A 21462-nucleotide genomic window follows, 5' to 3' on the forward strand; every position below is an offset into this window, starting at 1 on the left:
CTCAGGCGCGGAGGCGTTCGCGGCGGAGCTGGTCGACCTCGGGGAGGTTCAGCGGCTCGAGCGCGTCGACGCCGAGGGCTCGGGTGAGCAGGAGGTCGGCCAGTTCGGGGTTGCGGGCGAGGGCGGGGCCGTGCATGTAGGTGCCGATCACCGAGCCCTGGACCACGCCCTCGAGACCGTCGCCGACTCCGTTGCCGACGCCGCGGGTGACGCGCGCCAATCCGGTCGCCGCGGGGCCGAGTTTCGTTCCGCCGCGATGATTTTCGAAGCCGGTGAGCGGCGCTTTCAGACCCGTGAGCATGGGGCTGGTCGTCACCTCGCCGATGGCGCGCTTGGCTTGCGGTGAGGTGGTCACGTCGATGAGGCCGACGCCGTCGACGCGCTCGCCCGACGAGGTCTCGTACCAGTTGCCGAGCACCTGGATGGCGGCGCAGATGGCCAGTACCGGAGCGCCTTTCGCGGCCGCCTCCTGCAAGCCCGGGTAGCGCTGCAAATGACGGGTGGCCAGCCGCTGCGCCGAATCCTCCGCGCCGCCCAGGGTGTAGATGTCCAGCGAGTTCGGAGCCGGTTCGGGCAGCTTGATTTCCACGATCTCGGCGTCGTAACCGCGCATGCGCAGCCGCTGGCGCAGCACGAGCGCGTTGCCGCCGTCGCCGTAGGTGCCCATCACATCGGGCAGCACCAGGCCGATCCGTACCGTCGAGTCACCCATGATTCTCCAAGTCGCGGTTGAGGTCGCGGAACGCGGTGTAGTTGGCGAGCACCTCGACTCGTCCTGGCGGACAGGAAGCGATGGCGCGCACCGGATCCGGCACGGTGGTGTGCTCGACGCCCGCATAGGTGAGCCGCACGGCGAGGTCGGTGGCGCGCTCGCCCGAGGCGACCACCTGCACGCCCTCGAAGTGCTCGAAACGCACGTCCCACAGCCAGGACAGGTCCTCGCCGTCGGGCACCTGCCCGTTCACCGCGATCACCAGCCCGGCCGCGGTCGGCTCGATCATCGACAGCGCTTCCTGCCAGCCCGCGGGGTTCTTGGCGAGCAGCAGTCGCGCGGCGTGCTCGCCGACCTGCACGGTGCGGTAGCGCCCGGCGATCTCGCGCACCGTCCCGGCGGCCGCGACGGCCTTGGCCGCTTCCGAGCCGAGCGCGACCGCGGCGGCCACCGCCTGCGCGGCGTTGCCCCGGTTGGCCCGGCCGGGCAGCGCCAGCTCGAGCACGTGGCGTTCGCCGTCGGGGCCGACGAGATCGTTCCCGTCGAGCCACCAATCCGGTTGCGGTCGTTCGAAATCCGTGCCCGTGCTGCGCCAGTGCGTGCCCTCCCACACGATCGGCTCACCGGAGCGCGGACAGCTCGTCGCGTCCATCGCCCAGCCGCTGCCCGCGGCGACCCACACCACGTTCGGGTGGTCGTAGGCGATCGAGGTGACCAGCACGTCGTCGCAGTTCGCGATCACCACGGTGTCGGGGTGGCGGGCGAGCCCGGCGCGCAGCTTGCGCTCGATCATGTTGATCTCGCCGACCCGGTCCAGCTGGTCGCGGCTGAGGTTCAGCAACACCACGGCGGCCGGGTTCAGCGAATCGCTGACGTGCGGCAGATGCAGTTCGTCCACCTCGATGGCGGCCAGCGGCACACCCTGGTGCGTGCTCAGCGCGGCGACGATCCCCGCGTCCATGTTGGCGCCGTCGGCCTGTGTGGCGACCTGGCCGAGGGTGCTCAGCGCGGCGGTGGTCATCCGCGTCGTCGTCGACTTGCCGTTGGTGCCGGTCACCAGCACCGTGCGCCTGCCGCGTCCGAGCTGATCCATGATCGTCGGATCGATCTTCAACGCGATCAGGCCGCCGATCATCGAACCCTTGCCGCGTCCCGCCTTCTGCGAGGCCCACGACGCTGCCGCCGCGGCCCGCAGGGCGATCCGCCCACGCATCGATATCTTCGCCACGCCGAGAGTCTATGTGCGAGGTGCGGGCGGTGCTTCGACAGCGTCGGCGGGGGTGCGCGCTGTCACGTTGGGCGGTGTTCGCGCGCGGTCGGTGGGGCGGTGCGTGCGCGTAGTGCACCGCCATTTTCGATGTCACACACTTTTCGAGCGCCCCACATAGTCGGTGCCTGTGTGAAGCGTCCACGGCGTATGTGCGAAAAGTCAGGGGGTGGGGCTGTTGGGGGTGGTGGTGTTGGTGGGGCGAGGTAGACCGCGTGGGGGAGCCCGCTGGCCCGGATCAGTCCCGGTACAACTTGGTCGCGTAATTCTCCGGCGAGTAGTACCGCTCCAACTCCTCGACCGTCTCCGTGACATCCGCCTGCACCTCTTTGACCAGGCACGCGGCGCTGGGCAACGTGTCGGCGGCCCACTCCTCCGGCTCCCACAGGTGGCTGCGGATGAACGCCTTGGCGCAGTGGAAGAAGATCTGGTCGATGGCGACCTCGACGGCAAGGATCGGGCGGTGGCCCTTGACCACCATGTCGTCGAAGTACGCGGCGTCGCGAACCAGCCGGGCGCGGCCGTTGATGCGCAGGGTTTCGCGGCGGCCCGGGATCAGGAACAGCAGGCCGACGTGCGGGTTGGACAGGATGTTGAGGTAGCCGTCGGCTCTGCGGTTGCCGGGGCGCTCCGGGATGGCGATGGTGTGGTCGTCGAGCACCTTCACGAAACCCGCCGGGTCGCCCTTGGGCGAGGCGTCGCAGTTGCCGTCGGCGTCGCCGGTGCTCATCACCAGGAAAGGGGAGTTGGCGATCCACTCGCGGTCGCGGGGGTGCAGCGCGATGCGCTCCTTGGTCGCCGCGCGCGGCATCACCGCGCCGAGCAGTGCGCGCAGGTCGGCGGGGTCGGTGATCTCCGTGGTCTCGCCCATCTTTCGATTGAAGCACCGTCGCCGCGGCACGGGCGACGGAATATCTAACGACGGCAGGGAGATCCGTCACAGCCGCCGAAGCCACCGGCGGGTCGCGCGGAGAGACGGTCAGAACTGCACGTCGAACAGGTTCGGCTGGCCGGCCGCGTACCGGTCGGCGTCCATGCGCCGCAACGGTTCCAGCTCCGTGGCCCGGTACAGCGTGTACATCCGGCACCGCGGCGCGTCCGAGCCCGCCACGTCGAGTAGCGCGTTCACCGCGGCGCGCGCCGATTCGTTGGCGCCCTCCATGGTGGCCAGGTCGACGTTGGTGCGCACGTAATCGCCTGCGAGGAACAGGTTTTCCAGGTCGCCGTGCGGTTCGGGGCGGTAGTCCCACGATCCGGCGGTGTTGATCAGCAGCGGGTCGGCGTTGGTGTTGCGGCGCTGGTCGGACTGCCAGACGATCGCGGGGTCGAGGAACCAGGAGTGCAGATCGGCGTCGCGCAGCTCTTCGCCGCGGTCGTTGAGATGGGCCTGCAACTGCGCCCACACCTCGCGCGCGATCTCCTCGTGCGTGCACTCTTTGGCGGGTTTGCCGTACAGGATGCCGGGGGTGTTCCAGTCGGAGATGTCGACCGAGAGGCAGTCCTGCACGGTGCCGTCACCGAATTCGGCGAGCTTGCGCGTCCACAGCTGGTTCTGGCTGATCGAGGTGAGCGACCACGGCGCGTCGATGTAGGCGGTGTGGCCCTTGGATATCTCGGCCGGTCTGCGCAGGTAGAACTGCATGCCGGTCATCCAGTCCACGAACAGCCCGTCCATCGCGGCCAGCTCGGGGCGCACCGCGAGCACGTCCGGCGACCACAGCGCGCGGGCCTGCTCGGCGGCCAGCGCCACCACGAAGTAATCGGCCTCGACGGTGCGGCTGCCGCCGGCGTCGACGATGCGAGCGCCAGAGATGCGCCGATCGCGTACTTCCAGCCCGCGTACCTCCGCACCCACCGCGAACTCGACGCCGAGCTCGCGCAGCAACGCCGTCCACGGCTCGATCCACGCCGAATTGGTCGGTCCGTTCAGCACCCGGTCCAGCGCGCCGTCGTTGCCGATCTCGAACGGATTGCCGAGGAACTGCTCGCCCATGTTGCCGATGGTGCGCACACTGGCGAGGTTGTCCTTGGCGGCGACCATGATGCTGGTCAGCGTGCGCGAGATCAGCGCGCGGAATTCGTGGGAACGGTCGTGGGCGCCGACGAAATCGCGCCAGGCCATCCGCTCCCACTGGCCGAAACGGCGTGCGTCGCAACTGGTGTTGAACACCAGCAGCCGGTTGGCGAAGAAAAGTCCTTCGGCGGGGGTCATTTTCAGCGCGGTCGCGATGGCCGCGCCGACGGTCTCGCGGAAGTCCTCCGGACTGGGACTGACAGGTTTGGCGCGGAAGCCGAGCGGAACACGGAAGTCGTCACCGCCGCGGCGGGACATGCGCGCCTCGGGCATTCCGATCAGGTTGTTCCACACGCCATCGGCGTTGCCCGCGACTGGAATCCGGCGCATGGTGTCCGGAATGTGTTGGTAGAAGCCGGGAAAGAAGCGGAAGCCGTGTTCGCCGGGTAGATCGGGACGTCCGCCGGATCCGGTGCCTGGCACCGGGATGCTGCGCGCCTTGCCGCCGAGCGCGCGTCTCTCGTAGACGGTGACCTGGAATCCGCGTTCGGCCAGCTCATGTGCCGCGGTGAGGCCCGCGACCCCGCCGCCGAGCACCGCCACGCGCCTGCCGTTCGGAGCGCCCGAGGCGGGCGCGGGTCTCAGCCCACCGGCCGACAGCGCTCCCGCCGTCGAAACCCCCATTGCCACCGTGCCGCGAAGCATCGTTCTTCGCGAGACGGCCCATCGCTTTTCTGCCATGCGCGACTCTGCTGCCTAGCTTTCGGACCCTACCTTCACCGCCGGACTCACTGTAAAGCGCCTGCTCGGGACCATCCCACCCGCCCCTGCCGCCGCCGGTCGCGGCCGGTATCGAATCTCGCCGCGTGGAGTACAGCGCCCCGAGAGTACCGCCGCCCGCGCGCGGTGCGAGCTACTTCCCGAAACTCGCAATTCGCAGACTCGCACTCGGGCGAACCCCACTCGGGCGGCCCCTCAGCGCAACGCCGGTTCGGCGACCCGATCCGGCGCGACCGCCTTCCCGGCCTTCGGCGCGCCGCCGCCGGTGGTGGCGACGAACGCGCCCGCGATCACGATCGCACCGCCGATCAACTGCCAGGCGGTGGGCGTCTCGTCCAGTAATGCCCAGGCCGCGGCGATTCCGACGACCGGGACCAGCAGCGACAACGGCGCGACTGCACCCGCGGGGTAGCGGCTCATCAGGAATGTCCACAGCCCCGAACCCGCGACAGTGCCCAGCGCGACGATGTACGCCAAGCCGATCAGGGCGGGCCACCCGGTCGGCGACGCGATGTCGGCCAGCGCCCGCCACCCTGTCGCGGGTCCCTCGGTGAGCGCGGACAGGGCGAACAGCGGCAGCGGCGGCACCACCGTCATCCACAGCGTCAGGTGCAGTGGGTTGACGCCGCCCTCGGCCGCGGCCAACCGGGAGCCGATATTGCCGAAGGCCCAGCCCAGTCCGCCCGCCAGGGTCAGCAGCAGCGGCAGCAGCGGAGCGACGTGCATGCGGTCGGCGCCGATCACCACGATCCCGGCCACCGCGACGAACAAGCCGCTCAGCTGGATCGGACGCAACCGCTCGCCGAGCAGCAGCGCGCCGAGCACCACCGTGAACGGTGCGGAGGATTGCAGCACCAGCGAAGCGAGCCCGGTCGGCATGCCCGCGCGCATGGCGGTGAACAGGAACGCGAACTGCAGCACGCCGAAACCCGTCCCGTACAACAGCAACCAGCGCGGCGGCACGTTCGGGCGCGGCACGAACATCAGTACCGGCACCGCGAGCACCGCGAAGCGCAGGGCCGCGAAGAACAGTGGCGGGAAGTGGTCGAGGCCGACCCGGATGGCGATGAAGTTCAGGCCCCAGAGCAGGACGACGGTGAGGCCGAACAGGCGGTCGCGGTTGGTCACGCACACCATGGTCGAGCCCGAAAAGCATCAGCACAATCGAATAAAACTGCACTGATAATGTAGAAATACTTCATGTTTGGGAAGGGGTGCGCCGGTGCCTATCGAGCCGCAAGGTCCGCCGATGTCCGTGGACCGGCTGCGGGTGCTGCGCGAATTCGCCGACCGCGGCACCATTTCGGCCGTGGCGGAGGCGCTCTCCATGACGCCGTCGGCGGTCTCCCAGCAACTGAAGACGCTGGCCAAGGAGGCCGGTGTCGCGCTGCTGGAACCGGACGGCCGCCGCATCCGGCTCACCGATGCCGGGCAGGCGCTGGTGGTTCGCGCCGACGAGGTCCTCGCCGCCGTGGACCGGGCGGTGGCGGAGATGGCGCACTACCGCGGCTCCCCGCGCGGGCGGGTGCGCGTCGCGCTGTTCCCGTCCGGCGCCGCTTTGCTGCTGCCACTGGTGCTTCCGGCGCTGGCGGGCAGCGATGTCGATGTCGTCGCCCGCGACGAGGACGTGCCGCCGAGCGGCGTGCCGCGCCTGCTCGCCGACTACGACATCGTGCTGACCCACCGCGACGAGCGTTCCGGATCGGTCGCCGGGCCGCGCATCGCCACACGCTTCCTCATGCGCGAGCCCATCGACGTGGTGGTCGCGCCGACGCACCGGCTGGCCGGGCAGTCCTCGGTGACCCCGGCCGAGCTCGCCGAGGAGACCTGGCTGAGCGTGCGCGGCGGCTTCCCGGTGGACGACGTGCTCGAATCGATCGCCACCGTGACCGGGGTGCAGCCGCGCATAGCGCAGCGGCTCAACGACTTTCGCGTCATCGAGACGCTGGTGGCGTCCGGCTACGGCGTCGCGCTGATGCCACGCTTCGCGGTCGCGCACCCGGATCTCGCGGTGCTGCGGCTCGCCGGTGTGCGGGCCGCTCGCAACTACGACCTGGTCACCCGTCCGCACGCCGAGCGACGGCCCGCGATCGCCACCGTGCTCGCGGCTTTTCGCGCCGCGGCGGAGCAAATCACCGCGGAGTAGCAGCCGGGAGTGTGGCCGCGGCAGCGCAGGCCGTCCCGCGCAAGTCAGCCCGCGCGAGCGGGCCTGTGCGAGCGGGTCTCCGGGAGCGGGTCTGCGGGACCGTGTCACCGTCCGTGCGGTTCGCTTCAGGCCGCGCCGAGAAACGACCGTGGCCCGGCGAGTTCGACTGCCGGGACGCGACTTTCGCTCAGCGAAACCCCATCGGTCCCGGGTGCTGGTACTGCTGGGCGCCGATGTATCCGAAATCGTCGGCCACCATCGCGGCCAGCTCGAGCAGGGCCCGCCGGGTCGGCTTACTGACCAGCTCCAGGTCGATCTCGGCGCCTTCGGCGAGGTGATCGTCGAAGGGCACCACCTGTACCGCGCGGGTGCGGTCGAGGAACAGCTTGCGCAGCTGATCCAGGTCGACGGTGGAGGCGCCGCGGCGCGAGGCGTTGACCACCACCACGGTGCGCTCGACGAGCTTGCCGTAGCCGTGGTGGTCGAGCCAGTCCAGCGTGGCCGAGGCGCTGCGCGCGCCGTCGATGGCGGGGGAGGTCACCAGCACCAGCGAGCTGGCCATGTCGAGCACGCCCGCCATGGCCGAGTGCATCAGACCGGTGCCGCAGTCGGTGAGGATGATGTTGTAGAACGACTGAAGGATGCCGATCGCCTTGCGGTAATCGGCTTCGCTGAACGCCTCGGACACGGCAGGGTCCTGTTCGGACGCAAGCACTTCCAGACGGCTCGGGGCCTGTGAGGTGTGCGCCCTGACGTCGGAGTACCTGGAGATCTGCTGGTCTTCGAGCAGGTTGCGGACGGTGGAGCGGGTCTGCCGCGGCACCCGATGCGCCAGCGTGCCGAGGTCGGGGTTGGCGTCGATCGCGATCACCCGGTCACCGCGCAGCGAGGAGAAGGTGGAGCCGAGACCGACCGTGGTGGTGGTCTTGCCGACGCCGCCCTTGAGCGAGAGGATCGCGATCCGATAGTCGCCGCGCACCGGCTGATTCACCCGGTCGACGAGATCGCGGAAGACGACGTCCGCCGCGGATTCGCCCGGATTGATCATGCCGCCGGAGGCCTTGTGGACGGCGCGACGCCACCCGCTGCGCGGCGCCCGGCGGGCCCGCTTCAGCAGGTTGAGGTCGTTGACCGAGTGACCGGGCTGGCCCGGCTGCGGCACGTGCTGCGGCTGGAACGGCTGGTGCTGCGCCTGCTGCGGGGGCGGACCGCCCTGCCACTGCTGGCCGGGGCCGGTCAGCCCGGGCGGAATCTGTCCGGGACCGGTCAGCCCGGGCGGAATCTGTCCAGGGCCGGTGACTCCCGGCGGAATCTGTCCGGGGCCGGTGACCCCGGGCGGCGTCGGGCCGAGCGGCGGCTGACCCATGGGCGCGGGCGGCTCCTGGTACATCGGCTGCGGCGGCTGGACCGGCATGGGCGGCGGCGCCCAGCTGTAGATCGGGCCGTTCGGTTGATCCTGTGCCGCACCGGCTTCCGGCGCTCCGCCCTGCGGAACGCGCCTGACCAGGCCGTCCGGGCCGATCTCCTGGCGGTACTCGCCGTACGGCGCGCCCTGCCGGTCGGGGCCGGGCGGCGGCGGAAGGTGTTCGGGGCCGGGCTGATACGGCCCACCCTGGTAGGGAGCGGGGCCCTTCGGCGTGAACTGGCCGGTGCTGAACGGACCGTACGACTCCGGCGGTGCGGGCGGCGCGGGCGGCGCGAAGCCCTCGACGGGACCGTAGCCGGGCGGGGCGACGGGCTGCGGGTACACGCCGGTGGGGTCGCTCGGCCCCGCCGCGGCCGGAAAGCCGGTGGGCTGCCCCGGTTCCTGCGCGGTGTCGGCCTGCTCTTCGGGCTCCTTGCCCGAGGGGGTTTCCTGCGCTGCCGCAGTGTCCTTTTCGGGAGCCTCGGTGGGTTGCTCGTTGGTTTCGTCCTGCGCCACATGCGATCCGGAGGGTTCGGCAGTGACTGCGGCCGTATCCACCGAATGACTCTGCAGCCAGGGCGGAGAGGTCGGATTGTGGTCGTTGTGTGTCACAGTTCCCCCATCTGCTCGGGATCGAGCAGAGAGCTCGGCGCTTGAATGCAAACCAACGCTAGCAGGTGAGCAAACCTCCGCGCAGGCTGTGCCCAGCTCCCGCGGCGGCCCTACCCTGGCGCAATGACCCTCGAGGCGCCGATGCTACTGCGCTGTGACGGCGAGCCTTTCGCCACGATCGTCCGGTACGGCTACGAGAGGCCGTGGGCAACGGCGCGGCTGCGCGCGGACGATCCGGAGCTCGACAGAGCGAATCGAGCTGCCGCGCTGGACCGGTGGTCGTGCGAGCAGGCCGAGGTGCTGATTCCCTGGACTTCCTCGAAGACCACATCCAGTGGCGCTGGTGATGTGGCCGGGGTCCGTACACCCCGGCCACATCGGACGCGTCAGTTCGCGGCGGCGCGGTTGACCGCGGACACGACCGCGCGCAGCGAGGCGGTGGTGATGGAGGTGGCGATGCCGACGCCCCAGACCACCTTGTCGCCGACCGCGCATTCCACGTAGGCGGCGGCCTGCGCGTCGTCGCCCGCCGACATGGCGTGCTCGGAGTAGTCCAGCACCCGTACGTCGTAGCCGACGGTGGAGATGGCGTCCACGAACGCGGCGAGCGGTCCGTTGCCGTTGCCGGTGACCTCGTGTTCGACGCCGTCCACCTTCACCGTCGCGGTGATGGAGTCGACGCCGCCGTCGGTCTCCGACGCGGTGACCCGCTGGCGCATCCGCTCCAGCGGCCGGATCGGGGCCAGGTACTCCTCGTGGAAGACGCCCCACATCTCCTTCGGCGTGACCTCGCCGCCCTCGCCGTCGGTGATCCGCTGGATCGCCTGGGAGAACTCGATCTGCAGGCGGCGCGGCAGCGCCAGGCCGTGATCGGTCTTCATGATGTAGGCGACGCCGCCCTTGCCGGACTGCGAGTTGACCCGGATGACCGCCTCGTACGTGCGCCCGACGTCCTTCGGGTCGATCGGCAGGTAGGGCACCTCCCACACGATGTCGGAGACGTCGGCGTTCTGCGCGTCGGCCACGGCCTTCATCGCGTCCAGGCCCTTGTTGATGGCGTCCTGGTGGCTGCCGGAGAACGCGGTGTAGACCAGGTCGCCGCCGTACGGGTGGCGCTCGTGCACGGGCAGCTGGTTGCAGTACTCGACGGTGCGGCGGATCTCGTCGATGTCGGAGAAGTTGATCTGCGGGTCGATGCCTCGGGAGAACATGTTCATGCCCAGCGTGACCAGGCAGACGTTGCCGGTCCGCTCACCGTTGCCGAACAGGCAGCCCTCGATGCGGTCGGCGCCCGCCTGGTAGCCCAGCTCGGCGGCGGCCACGGCGGTGCCGCGGTCGTTGTGCGGGTGCAGCGACAGCACGATCGACTCGCGACGGGCCAGGTTGCGGCTCATCCACTCGATCGAGTCGGCGTAGACGTTCGGCGTCGCCATCTCGACGGTGGCGGGCAGGTTGATGATCAGCGGCTTCTCGGGGGTCGGCGCGATGATCTCGGAGACCGCGTCGCAGACCTCCAGCGCGTACTCCAGCTCGGTGCCGGTGTAGGACTCCGGGCTGTACTCGTAGCGCCAGTTGGTGTCGGGGTAGCGCGGCTCGATCTCCAGGCACAACTTCGCCGCGTCGGTGGCGATCTTCTTCACCGCGTCGCGCTCGGCGCGGAACACCACTCTTCGCTGCAGGATGGAGGTCGAGTTGTAGAAGTGCACGATGACGTTGGCCGCGCCCGCGCAGGCCTCGAAGGTGCGCTCGATCAGCTCGGGGCGACACTGGGTCAGCACCTGGATGCTGACGTCGTCAGGGATCGCGCCGTCCTCGATGATCTCGCGGACGAAGTCGAAGTCGGTCTGGCTGGCCGACGGGAAGCCGACCTCGATCTCCTTGTAGCCCATCCGCACCAGCAGGTCGAACATGCGGCGCTTGCGTGCCGGGCTCATCGGGTCGATCAGTGCCTGGTTGCCGTCGCGCAAATCGACGGCGCACCAGCCGGGCGCCCGGTCGATGATCTTGTCCGGCCAGGTACGGTCGGGCAGCGTGATCGGCTCGACCTCCTCGGCGAACGGACGGTACCGGAAGGTCGGCATGGAGGAGTTCTTCTGCGCGTTCCAGGCGGGCTGGTCGGCAGGCGTGGCCTTGCTCGGAGCAGTGATCGTGCGTGAGCCGGATACGAAGGCGTCAGCAGGGGACATGCGATTTCTCCAGGGTTTGGGGGTTCCCAGTTATGGGGCGACCGGCAGGCGAAACCCCGCGACGGGAGCCGGTCCGATCAGACCCCGTCGCGGCGGCCGAGAAGAAGTGCCCGCTGCATGATGGCGACGAGTTTACCGTGTCGCGGCGCGGCGCTGGAAGCCTGGTCCGATTGCGCGTGGTATGCGGGGCTGCCGATAGCGTGCCTGACGAACTGAACGCTTGTACGGACCAGCCGGTCCGACGGGACGTCGAAGGAACGTAATCGGATGAGTTGGCTCGAACTACTTGCCGTCTTCGGGGCGGGCATCGCCGCGGGTGGGATCAACACCATCGTCGGCTCAGGCACCTTGATCACTTTCCCGGTCCTGCTGGCCTTCGGGTTGCCTCCGGTGACCGCGAACGTCTCGAACACCATCGGCCTGGTGCCGGGTTCGATCAGCGGCGTGATCGGCTATCGGCGCGAACTGTCGGGCCAGCGCGCCCGGTTGCTCCAGCTCGGCACGGCCTCGCTGCTCGGCGGCATCACCGGCGCGGTGCTGCTGCTCGTCCTGCCCGCCGACGCGTTCAAGGCGATCGTGCCGGTGTTGATCATCATCGCGCTGATCCTGGTGGTGGTGCAGCCGCGGCTGGCGGCGTGGGTGAAGCGGCGGCGTGAGAACGGCGACGCGGCCGTGCCCGAGCACGGCGGGCCGATCCTGCTCGCGGCGGTGTACGCCACGGGCATCTACGGCGGCTACTTCGGCGCCGCGCAGGGCGTGCTGCTGATCGGTTTGCTCGGCATCTTCGTGCACGATGACATCCAGCGGCTCAACGGCGTGAAGAACGTGCTCGCGCTCATCGTCAACGCGGTCTCCGCGGTGATCTTCATCGTGGTCGCCGAGGTGGACTGGCAGGCCGTGGCGATGATCGCGGTCGGCTCCATCATCGGCGGGCAGCTGGGCGCGCGCGTCGGCAGGCGGATGCCGCCGAACGTGCTGCGCGCCGTCATCGTGGTGGTCGGCAGCATCGCGGTGGTGCGCCTGCTGACGTCCTGAACCGTGTACACCCGCGCCGACGCGGCGCCGACGACAGGAGAACCATGGCGCTGGAGATGCGGACGGCGTGCGAGCGCTGCGGCGCGGCGCTCGTCGCGGACGGCCCGGCGGTGATCTGTAGCTACGAGTGCACGTTCTGCGTGGCGTGCGGGCACGCCATGGACGGCGTGTGCCCGAACTGTTCGGGTGAACTGGTGGCCAGGCCGCGGCGGACAGCCGGATGACCGGGCACGGACGGGCGGCGAGGCCGGGGATCTCAGGGGGGAATTCCTCACTGAGGATGACGACGCACGCGGGGCTGGAGGCACAGGATGGTTGGCGTGCGTAGGTGGAAGTTCGTGCTGATCGTGCTCGCCGTGGCGGCGCCGGTGCTGACCGGATGCACCGGGACCCAGCGGGCGCCGGAGGTCTTCGAACTGGTCCAGCAGGCCGACGCGGCCCCGACGCCGCGCCTCGAGTGGCAGCCGTGCGCGGACGCCGATCTGCGCGGTTTCGACTGCGCGAGCGCCGCGGTGCCGCTGAACTATGCCGAACCCGCGGGCAAGACCATCGAGCTCGCGGTGGTCAGGCAGCCCGCCACCGATGCCGAGCAGCGGATCGGCACCCTGTTCACCGCGGTCGGCGGACCGGGCGGATCCGGTCTCGACTGGGCGCGCCAAGGCGAGCTGCTGTCCGGCGAGCTCAGCGAGCGCTTCGACGTGGTGACCTTCGATCAGCGCGGCATCGGCGGCAGCGCTCCGGTGCGCTGTTTCGCCGACGACGAGCAGCAGCGACGTTTCTGGGACGCCGCGCTCGTCCCGCCCGCGAACGCCGACGAGGAACGCGCCGCCGAGCAGGCCGCGCGGGCCCTCGCGCAGGGCTGCGCGCAGCACAGCGGCGAGCTGCTCGGGCACCTCACCACGGTCGACGCGGCGAGGGACTTGGATCTGCTGCGCCGCGCGGTCGGCGAGGAGCAGCTGACCTACACGGGTGGGTCCTACGCCAGCTACCTGGGGCAGGTGTACGGCGCGCTGTTCGGTGAGCGGGTGCGCGCGCTCCAGCTGACCTCGTTGATCGACCCGAAGACCTACACCGGCGACGCCCGCGCCGAGGTCGTCGGCACGGCGGCGGGCACCGCCGAGGTGCGCGCGGAATTCCTGCGGTTGTGCGCGGTGGCAGGAAAGGCCAAGTGCGCCTTCGCCGGTGGCTCGGAGCGGTCCGACCTGACCGGGCCCGCCGCGCCGCCGGAACGGCCCGAGAAGGCGGGTAGCGCCGGGCCGGTCGACCAGACCACCACCACCCAGCCCGCCGATGCCGCGGCGGATCGGTTGCGCGCCAGGGACGACGCCCTGCTCGAGCGCCTGCGGCAGGGCCCGATCACGGTCGGTGCGGGCGAACAAGCGTTGTCGGTGCGCTACAGCCAGGTCGTGCAGACGCACGCGACGATGCTCTACGACCCGGAGCGCGGCTGGCCCGCCCTCGCCGATCTGCTCATCGAACTGGAGCGCGGCCCGGCGGGCGATCCGGCGAAGGTGCGCCAGGTCCTGGCGGCGGGCGCGCCCGACTACGACTTCCTCGACTCCTTCACCGCGATCACCTGCGCCGACCAGAGCGCGGGCTGGCGGCCCGCCGACTGGCAGGCCCTGTCGCACGACGTCGCCGCCGCCGCACCGCTTTTCGGCCCGTTCTGGCTGGCCCTGCACCAGCCGTGCACGGCGTGGCCCGCCCCTGAGGACGGCTATCCGCAGCGCCACACCGGTCCGTGGACGCTCGGCTCGGACAAACCCGCGCTGTTGCTCAACAACCGCTTCGACCCGGTGACGCCGGCGACCTTCGCCAAGGACGCGCAGCAGGAGTTGGTCAACGCCAGGCTGGTCGTGGTGGCCGACGGTTACGGTCACAATCCGGGCGGCTACTGCGTGCGGCATCTGCGCGAGCGGTATCTCGTCGATCTGCAACTGCCCGCACCGGGCGCCACCTGCACCGCCGATCGGCAGCCGTTCGCGTCCTGACCCACGCCGTCGCTCGCGGGGACAGTGACGTTTCACAGTCGATGGCCTACTCCCGGTCAGGCGCGCTATTCTGCGCTCGGCCATGCGTGATGAGGGAGGTGGCCTGGTGCGCAGACGCGCCTTGTTCAAGGCGGCGGGTTTGGCAGCGCTTTTCGGCGCTGTGGGATCGACGCTCGACGCGCGGCCGGCGGCCGCGGACCCGGTCTGGCACACGATGTTCCGCGATTGGGTACCGGAAATCTTTGCGCCCCTTCCCGATCCACCCGAGCATTCGCCCGCGATCGTGATCGGCTCCGGCTTCGGCGCGGCGGTCACCGCGCTGCGGCTGGCCGAGGCGGGCGTCGTCAACACCGTGCTGGAGCGCGGATCGCGCTGGCCGAACGACCCGTGGCGAGAGATCTTCACCGGGGACGACCTGCCCGACGGCCGCGGCTTCTGGCACCGCACCGATTTCACGGGCGTCACCAAGGTGCCGATGCATTTCGCCAAGTTCGGCGGCGTGCTCGACTGCACCGAGTACCCCGGCATCGACGTCTGGCGAGCCGCGGCGGTCGGCGGCGGCTCGGTGATCTTCTCCGGTGCGATGATCGCGCCGGAGCGGCGCTTCTTCGACGAGGTCTTCCGCGGCTCGGTCGCCTACGACGAACTCGACCGGGTCTACTACCCGCGGGTGCGGCAGATGTTGCGGCTGGACCCGATTCCGTCCGACATCTACGCCTCCGCGCCGTTCGCGCACTCCCGCGCCTGGGACGACCAGGTGCGCAAGGCCGGATACCAGCCCCAGCCCAATGATTCGATCTTCACCTGGGACATCCTGCGCGCCGAGCTGGCGGGCGCCATGCGGCAGTCGGCCACCGTCGCGCGCAGCAACCTGGGCAACTCGAACGGCGCGAAGTTCGACCTCAACCAGAACTACCTGCGATACGCGCAGGACACCGGAAGGTCGGCGGTGTTCCCTGGGCACCGGGTCGACTCCATCGGCAAGGACGGCGGCCGCTACACGGTCGTCGTCAGCAAGCTCGCGCCGACCGGCGAGGTGCTCGGCAAGCGCACGCTCACCTGCGACCGGCTCTTCCTCGGCGCGGGCTCGATCGGCACCTCCGAATTGCTGGTCCGGGCACGGGCCACGGGAACGCTGCCGGATCTCAACGAACACGTCGGCGAGGGCTGGGGCACCAACGGCGACGTGGTGCTCGCGCGCGGCGCCAGCTCGGTGGCCGGACACGGCCAGGGCGTGCCGAGCGCCAGCCGCATCATGGACGAATCGACCGTGCCGGTCACCCTGGAGAACTGGTACATCCCCGGCATCCCGTTCGAGACGGGCGCGCTCGCCTCGCTCGGCATGGTGCTCGATCCGGCGCGCAGCCGTTTCGGCTACGACCGGGGCAGCAACTCGGTCGGGCTGTCCTGGTCGACGCGCAATCGCGACGAGGTGGTCTCCGCCGCGCGCGCCGTCGATCGCCGCATCGCCGAACGCGCCGACGCGCTCGTCGAATACGGCGCTCTCGGCTACGACGCGAACGCGTTGTTCACCGCGCACCCCTTGGGCGGCGCGGTGCTCGGCACGGCGACCGACGGCTACGGCCGGGTGCACGGCTACCCGGGTCTGTACGTGATGGACGGCGCGGCCATGCCGGGCAGCGCGGGCGCGGTCAACCCCTCGCTGACCATCACCGCACTGGCCGAACGCAACGTCGAGGAGATCATCCGTTCCGGTCGCTGAGGGCGAGGATTTGCCGAGAACGGCGTCCGGTCGGCGGTTTTCGGGCAGCAAGCCGATTACGCTCGGCGGGACCATCGGTGTCGAAGGGACGCATTCCGTGACAGCCCCCATCACCAGCTTCGAGCAGGCGCCGGACGCGGGGAACTATCCGCGTAAACCGCCCGCGCTGTGGATCGATTTCGTGATGCTCGCGCTGGCGGTCATCTCGGTGGCGCTGGTCGTGTGGATCACCTTCTTCTCGGTGTCCGACGAGACCTATCGGGTCGTCGTGCTGGTCGACTACACGATCTGCGCGGTGTTCGCCGTGGAGTTCCTGTGGCGCTGGCGCCGGGCGGGTTGGTCGTGGACGTTCCCGCTCATCTACTGGTACGAGGTCGTCGGCATGATCCCGGTGGCCAGCCCGCTGTTCCGTGGGTTCCGGCTGCTGCGCCTCGTGGTGATCGCCGTGCGGCTGGCACGCGTCGCCGACCGCGTTTTCGGCGACCGGGTCACGGCGGCGGTGGTGAACCGGTTCGTCATGACCATCGTCGACGTGATCAAGCGGCCGATGACCATCGCGGTGCTCGACGAGGTGGCCCATGTGCTGCGCACCGGGCATTACACCCGCAATATCGCCGCCGCGCTCGAGGAGAACCGCGCGGAGATGGACGAGATGATCCTCGAGCTGATCAAGAAGGATCCGCAGGCGGGAAAGGTCCGCTACATCCCGTTCCACGACGACATCATCCGGCTGATCGCCGACACCAGCTTCCGCATCGTCTTCCAGGTGCTCGCCGACCCGCGCACCGACGAGCTGGTGTCGGACATGATCAGGGAGAACGTGGATCAGATTCGCCAGGCCGTGCGCGACGGGGTGCGCGTCGAGCCTGCCGCCTACGGCCCGACGCCCCACGAACGCACGCTGCGTTATCTGCTGGCCAACGACAAACCGCTGCCGTGAGCGGCCGCGCGCGTCAGCCGGCGTGCGCGCCGTGCCGGATCTCGTCGCGCGGCTGCGCGTAGCGGACGGTCTCCCAGAGGATCAGCCCGACGAGCACCGCGCAGAGCAGGGCGAGTGAGGCGAGCGCGGGCAGCGCGCACGCCAACGGCGTGAGCGCGAGCAGCAGCACCGCCGCGACCACCCGCGACACGGTGACCGTGCGAGTCGCGTAGTGCTTGAAGCCGACCAGGGCGATCAGATAGAGCACCACGCCGCCGTAGAGCGCGAAGAGCGGAATGCCGTACAGCGCGTCCCACAGGGTGTGGTGGGAGGAGTCGCCGACGTAGTAGAGCACCTTCTTCATGCCGAGCGAGAGGGCGATGATGCCGACGACCATCGGAAAGTGCCAGTACGTATAGCAAGTGCGGGCGATCTTGATCTGGCGTTCGCCCTGGGCGCGCTTCAGTTCGTGTTCCACCGAGATCGCCGCGACGTCGAAGTAGGCCCACCACAGCAGGCCGGAGACCGCGAGCCCGAGCATCGAGGCGAGCGCGATCGGCCAGGAGATCGGCAGCCCGGCAACGCCGATGCCGATGGAGACGATCGATTCGCCCAGCGCGACGATGATGATCAGCCCGTGCCGTTCGGCGAAGTGAGCGGCCGAATTGACGCGCCAGTCCTCGCCGGCGAGCATCGTCCACAGCATGTCGCCGACGATCGCCGCGATCCACAGTCCGATCTGGACCGCGCCGGTGGTCGTCGCGGCGATCACCAACAGGGTGGTGCCGATGGTGATGGAGCCGAGACCCCATTTCACGAGCTGCCCGCGCAGCTGGGCGTCCTCGATGCTGGCCATGTAGAACACCGCCAGGTGCACCAGCCGCACCAGCAGGTAGGCGATCGCGAAGACCAACGGGCCGAACCAGCCGCCGTCCATATCGCGGAAGGCTTCCGGAATGGTCAATGCCGCGAGGAACGCGCCGCCCATCGCGACGAACATCGCCACCCGGGTGAAGCCCTCGTCGGCGCGGACCACATTGCCCAGCCACGCGTAGGCGATCCACACCCACCACATGACCGCGAGCACCAGCAGTGCGCGCAGCATGTTCTTGGCGCTGGTGTCGCCTGCCGCCAGGGCGGTCACCATCGTGAACGCGAAAACCAAGACGAGGTCGAAGAACAGTTCGAGCTGAGTTACCGTGGCGCCTTCGGCAACCGGTCGGAACCGAACCCGTTTCGTACCGATCATGATTCACATCGTCGCACCCCGGCGAGTCGAGCGCGGTCCGGAAAGCGGCGGCGACCGAGGGGTTTCGCTCAGAGCGTCATCGGCCGCCGTGAATTATGCGATATCGCTATATGAATTCATGCGCTATCGCTATATGGAATTGAAATTCTCGGATTCCCCGTAGCTTTCCGCGAATTCGATGAAGTTCTGCACCACCGTTTCATTCCAGCGTTGCACGGTGCGCTTCATCAGCAGGCCGGGGAGCGGGAGTCGAGAAGACAACTCCGAGTGGTACCAGACGTTGGTGCCGTTCGTGTCCTCGCTGACCTCGAACCAGCCGCCGCCACCGATGCCGCGGGAGCTGTCCACCACCGTCCAGGACGACCGTTTCTTCGTCCATTCGTATTCCAGCACCTGCAAATCGGAACTGCCGAGCACGTCGGCGGTGACGTAAACGCGGTGCGGCCGGCCGGATTCGTCGCGGGTCGCCACGCGCGCATCCTGGTACATCGACCATTCCGGGAGCAATTCGATGGCCGCCAGAGCGTCGAGAACATGGGTCGGACTTGCCTCGACGGTGAAGCGGATATCGGTTTTCGTGCGCATGCAATACCTCCGCCCCCCGGTGGATCGACTCGCCGATTCTGCACAGCGCTCTTCCGATCCGTCAACAAAGAGGTCTACGGTGTGAAAGCTACTGGTGAGTAGGCATTTGCGGGGGCGGGAACGACGTTCGCGTCGGCCGGATGATCGGCGACCGTCGGGCTGCGCGGTGGTCGGCTCAGCGGCCCGCCGGGTTCGGCGGGCTGACCCGTCGCCTCTGGCGGGCGGCGCGGCATCGGCGCCTCGACGAGACGAGGCGCCGGATGATCACTTGATGTGCTCGATCACCGCGTCAGGGCCGGGATACACGAGGGATTCGTGCCCGTCGGTGAAGCGGACGACGTAGGGCGGCGAGCCTTCGGGTCCGCGGACCTCGACGATCTCGCCCTGGCGATCATGTTCCCCCACTACGTGTCCGTGTACGAGCAGTCGGTCTCCAACGTTCGCCTCCATCGGTCCATTATCGAATGGGCGTGACGGGCGTCACAAGGTTCCGGCGAATTCGCGAAAAGTCAAGAGTTCTGGACGAGTCTTTCCACCGCCGTCTCGATCAGATGTGCGCTCTGTTCCTCGGTGAAGATGTCCGGCAGCGTCAGCCGGTCGACGATCAGCCAGTTCAGCGCCAGGTAGAGCAGGCGGACGGTGTCGGCGTCGCCGGGTTGACCGGATTCCAGATGATTGCGCACGTTGAAGTCGAGGTCCTCGCGCACCCGCTCGGTGAGCACCGCGCGCAGTTCCGGCCTGCGGGTCGACTCCAGGCGTAGTTCGAGCATCGCGAGATAGCCGGTGCGGAACGCCTCGATGCGCGCGACGACCTCCTTCATCAGCTCGGTGATGTTGGCGCGGGTGCGCGGCCCGTCGGTCACCTTGGCCATGGTCTCGGCGCTCGGTTGCAGCCGCTCGTAGAACCTGCTGCCCACTTGGGTGAGCAGGTCGTCGCGGCTGGAGAAGTAGTTCGAGGCCGTTCCCGCGGGCACGGTGGCCCGTTTGTCCACCGCGCGAAAGGTGAGCCCACGCGCGCCCTCGTCGGCGAGAACCTCGATCGCCGCGTCGATGAGCGCCTGTCGCCGCTCCGGGTTCGTCCGCATCTTGACACCACTCCATCCGTAGTACTACATTTCAAATCACTACAGACAGAGTACAACAACTCAGGTGGTCCAATGCGAAAACTTGTTTACTACGTCGCCGTCTCGCTGGACGGATACATCGCGGGCCCCGGCGGGGAGTTCGACTTCTATCCGCTCGCGGACGACATGTCCGCGTGGATCGATGAGCACTACCCGGAGCCGATGCCGACCTACCTCCGAGCGCAGACGGGGATGCCGGTGGATACACCGAACAAGAACTGGGACACAGTGCTGATGGGGCGCGGCACCTACGAACCCGGCCTCTCCGCCGGGGCGACCAGCCCCTTTGCGCACCTGAAGCAGTACGTCATCTCCAGCACCCTCGGTCCGAGCGGCGATCCAGCCGTCGAAGTCGTGGCGGGCGACCCGGTTGCCCTGGTGCGGGAGCTGAAGCAAGCGGATGGTCTCGACATCTGGCTGTGCGGTGGCGGCAACCTCGCGGCTCAGCTCGCCGACGAGATCGACGAACTGATGATCAAGAGCTACCCGGTCCTCGCGGGCGGCGGCATCCCCGCCTTCGCCGGTGCCTTCACGCCGACACTGTTCACCCCGAGCAGGCGCATGGAATTCAGCAACAACGCCCAGCTGACGTGGTACCGCCGCGCCTGAGGCGACCGCCCGCACCGAGTACTACTTCCCCAGAAAGCAGGATCTTCATGCGAAAGCTCGTCTACTTCGTCGGCATGTCCCTCGACGGCTACATCGCCGGTCCGGATGGCGGCATCGAGTTCTTTCCCGTGGCGCCGGACTTCTCCGAATGGCTCGCCGCCGAGTATCCGGAGACCCTTCCGACACACGCGCGTCCGCATTTCGGTCTCGCGGCCGATGCGCCGTGCAAGAACTTCGACACCCTGGTGATGGGCCGCGGCACCTACGACCCCGCCCTGGCCATCGGCATCACCAGCCCCTACCCGCATATGCGGCAGTACGTCGTATCCGGCACTCTCGGCCGGATCGACGACCCCACCGTCGAGTTGGTCGACGGCGATCCGGTGGATCTGGTCCGCCGGTTGAAGCAGGAGGACGGCATGGACATCTGGCTGGCCGGTGGCGGCAAGCTCGCGGGCGCGCTCATCGATGAGATCGATGAACTCGTCATCAAGAGCTATCCGGTCACGGCCGGTGCGGGCGTCCGTGCGCTCGACGGGCCGTTCCGGCCGACGCTGTTCACCCCGACCCGGCGCCAGGAGTTCGGCAACGGCACCCAGGTCACCTGGTTGACCAGGGCGTGAAAGTCAGCCGGCGTCGGTGAGGAACGACAGCCGGACCTGTCGTTCGGGGTTGTCCACATTCAGGTCGACCATGGCGATCGACTGCCAGGTGCCGAGCATCAGCTTCCCGCCGATGACCGGCACCGTGGCGTAGGGCGGGATCATCGCGGGCATCACGTGCGAGCGGCCGTGCCCAGGAGAGCCGTGCGCGTGCCGCCACCGGTCGTCGGCGGGCAGCAGGTCGCCGAGCGCGGCGAGCAGATCGTCGTCGCTGCCCGCGCCCAGTTCGATGATGGCGATACCGGCCGTCGCGTGCGGGACGAAGACGTGCAGCAGCCCGTCTCCGCCCGCCGCCGCGGCGAACTCCGCGCACTGCGGCGTGAGGTCGTGCACCACCTCGCGCCGCCCCGTCGTGACCGCGATCAGTGAGCTCTTCATGACCCCATCATGACCCGTTCGCGGGGCGGGGTCGTCGATCATTCGAGACTGCTTGCGTGTGTGTG

Annotated in this window: 20 protein-coding genes; 8 read left to right on the forward strand and 12 right to left on the reverse strand. The window is 69.0% G+C overall.

Translation table 11 applies throughout. The features are described from left to right. Position 1: 1 nt before the first annotated feature. The 5 genes from AC3EO7_RS23000 to AC3EO7_RS23020 all read right to left on the reverse strand — a co-directional run bounded on the left by AC3EO7_RS23000 (position 2) and on the right by AC3EO7_RS23020 (position 5901). On the reverse strand, positions 2 to 712 hold the full coding sequence (locus AC3EO7_RS23000; protein WP_435592357.1) for a type 1 glutamine amidotransferase: 711 nt from the start codon (positions 710 to 712) through the stop codon (positions 2 to 4). Beyond that, positions 705 to 1925 (reverse strand): Mur ligase family protein, encoded by a 1221-nt coding sequence (locus tag AC3EO7_RS23005; protein WP_431966799.1) that lies wholly within the window; start codon positions 1923 to 1925, stop codon positions 705 to 707. Before AC3EO7_RS23005 ends, AC3EO7_RS23000 begins: the two co-directional genes overlap by 8 nt. A 292-nt stretch (positions 1926 to 2217) precedes the next feature. Next, positions 2218 to 2850: a pyridoxamine 5'-phosphate oxidase family protein gene (locus AC3EO7_RS23010; RefSeq protein WP_435592358.1), complete on the reverse strand. Its 633-nt coding sequence runs from the start codon at positions 2848 to 2850 to the stop codon at positions 2218 to 2220. 108 nt (positions 2851 to 2958) lie between these two features. After that, the gene (locus AC3EO7_RS23015; RefSeq protein ID WP_435592359.1) at positions 2959 to 4677 is read right to left on the reverse strand and encodes a hydroxysqualene dehydroxylase; all 1719 of its coding nucleotides are present in this window, start codon (positions 4675 to 4677) and stop codon (positions 2959 to 2961) included. 291 nt (positions 4678 to 4968) lie between these two features. Continuing rightward, positions 4969 to 5901, reverse strand: coding sequence for an EamA family transporter (locus AC3EO7_RS23020; protein WP_431966668.1), 933 nt, complete (start codon positions 5899 to 5901; stop codon positions 4969 to 4971). A 121-nt stretch (positions 5902 to 6022) separates the two neighbouring features. Here AC3EO7_RS23020 and AC3EO7_RS23025 point away from each other — a divergent pair, with 121 nt between their 5' ends. Further along, the gene (locus tag AC3EO7_RS23025) at positions 6023 to 6919 is read left to right on the forward strand and encodes a LysR family transcriptional regulator (protein ID WP_431966670.1); all 897 of its coding nucleotides are present in this window, start codon (positions 6023 to 6025) and stop codon (positions 6917 to 6919) included. Positions 6920 to 7106: 187 nt separating this feature from the next. Here the strand turns inward: AC3EO7_RS23025 and AC3EO7_RS23030 are convergent, their stop codons facing one another. Together AC3EO7_RS23030 and leuA are read right to left on the reverse strand one after the other, a co-directional pair. After that, positions 7107 to 8882 (reverse strand): MinD/ParA family ATP-binding protein, encoded by a 1776-nt coding sequence (locus tag AC3EO7_RS23030; protein WP_435592360.1) that lies wholly within the window; start codon positions 8880 to 8882, stop codon positions 7107 to 7109. 440 nt (positions 8883 to 9322) lie between these two features. Continuing rightward, entirely contained in the window at positions 9323 to 11122 is a 1800-nt protein-coding gene (gene leuA, locus AC3EO7_RS23035; protein ID WP_431966674.1) for a 2-isopropylmalate synthase, read from the reverse strand. Between the two features lie 267 nt (positions 11123 to 11389). Between leuA and AC3EO7_RS23040 the strand changes: the two genes are divergently transcribed. The 5 genes from AC3EO7_RS23040 to AC3EO7_RS23060 all read left to right on the forward strand — a co-directional run bounded on the left by AC3EO7_RS23040 (position 11390) and on the right by AC3EO7_RS23060 (position 16811). Beyond that, positions 11390 to 12157 carry a sulfite exporter TauE/SafE family protein gene (locus AC3EO7_RS23040; RefSeq protein ID WP_431966676.1) on the forward strand — a complete coding sequence of 256 codons (768 nt, stop codon included), beginning with the start codon at positions 11390 to 11392 and terminating at the stop codon, positions 12155 to 12157. 44 nt (positions 12158 to 12201) lie between these two features. Further along, entirely contained in the window at positions 12202 to 12381 is a 180-nt protein-coding gene (locus tag AC3EO7_RS23045; RefSeq protein WP_431966678.1) for a DUF1272 domain-containing protein, read from the forward strand. 96 nt (positions 12382 to 12477) lie between these two features. Beyond that, complete coding sequence (locus AC3EO7_RS23050; protein ID WP_435592361.1) at positions 12478 to 14148, forward strand: alpha/beta hydrolase; 1671 nt, start codon at positions 12478 to 12480, stop codon at positions 14146 to 14148. An 82-nt stretch (positions 14149 to 14230) separates the two neighbouring features. Next, on the forward strand, positions 14231 to 15871 hold the full coding sequence (locus AC3EO7_RS23055; RefSeq protein WP_431966682.1) for a GMC oxidoreductase: 1641 nt from the start codon (positions 14231 to 14233) through the stop codon (positions 15869 to 15871). 97 nt (positions 15872 to 15968) lie between these two features. After that, a complete protein-coding gene (locus AC3EO7_RS23060) occupies positions 15969 to 16811 on the forward strand; it encodes an ion transporter (RefSeq protein WP_431966684.1) in 843 nt (280 codons plus the stop codon). A gap of 13 nt (positions 16812 to 16824) precedes the next feature. Here AC3EO7_RS23060 and AC3EO7_RS23065 read toward each other — a convergent pair whose 3' ends face one another. The 4 genes from AC3EO7_RS23065 to AC3EO7_RS23080 form a co-directional block, all read right to left on the reverse strand. After that, entirely contained in the window at positions 16825 to 18039 is a 1215-nt protein-coding gene (locus AC3EO7_RS23065) for a low temperature requirement protein A (RefSeq protein WP_435592362.1), read from the reverse strand. Between the two features lie 129 nt (positions 18040 to 18168). Continuing rightward, complete coding sequence (locus AC3EO7_RS23070) at positions 18169 to 18624, reverse strand: SRPBCC family protein (RefSeq protein WP_431966688.1); 456 nt, start codon at positions 18622 to 18624, stop codon at positions 18169 to 18171. 264 nt (positions 18625 to 18888) lie between these two features. Continuing rightward, positions 18889 to 19074 carry a DUF1918 domain-containing protein gene (locus AC3EO7_RS23075; protein ID WP_431966690.1) on the reverse strand — a complete coding sequence of 62 codons (186 nt, stop codon included), beginning with the start codon at positions 19072 to 19074 and terminating at the stop codon, positions 18889 to 18891. 59 nt (positions 19075 to 19133) lie between these two features. Then, the gene (locus AC3EO7_RS23080) at positions 19134 to 19709 is read right to left on the reverse strand and encodes a TetR/AcrR family transcriptional regulator (RefSeq protein ID WP_435592363.1); all 576 of its coding nucleotides are present in this window, start codon (positions 19707 to 19709) and stop codon (positions 19134 to 19136) included. A gap of 72 nt (positions 19710 to 19781) precedes the next feature. Here AC3EO7_RS23080 and AC3EO7_RS23085 point away from each other — a divergent pair, with 72 nt between their 5' ends. Then, the gene (locus AC3EO7_RS23085) at positions 19782 to 20357 is read left to right on the forward strand and encodes a dihydrofolate reductase family protein (protein ID WP_431966694.1); all 576 of its coding nucleotides are present in this window, start codon (positions 19782 to 19784) and stop codon (positions 20355 to 20357) included. Positions 20358 to 20404: 47 nt separating this feature from the next. Further along, positions 20405 to 20980, forward strand: coding sequence for a dihydrofolate reductase family protein (locus AC3EO7_RS23090; RefSeq protein ID WP_431966696.1), 576 nt, complete (start codon positions 20405 to 20407; stop codon positions 20978 to 20980). A 3-nt stretch (positions 20981 to 20983) separates the two neighbouring features. On the opposite strand, the gene AC3EO7_RS23095 is transcribed toward AC3EO7_RS23090, so the two are convergent. Next, positions 20984 to 21397 carry a YjbQ family protein gene (locus tag AC3EO7_RS23095; protein ID WP_431966698.1) on the reverse strand — a complete coding sequence of 138 codons (414 nt, stop codon included), beginning with the start codon at positions 21395 to 21397 and terminating at the stop codon, positions 20984 to 20986. Positions 21398 to 21462: the final 65 nt, after the last annotated feature.

This window comes from Nocardia sp. bgisy118 (assembly GCF_057708605.1).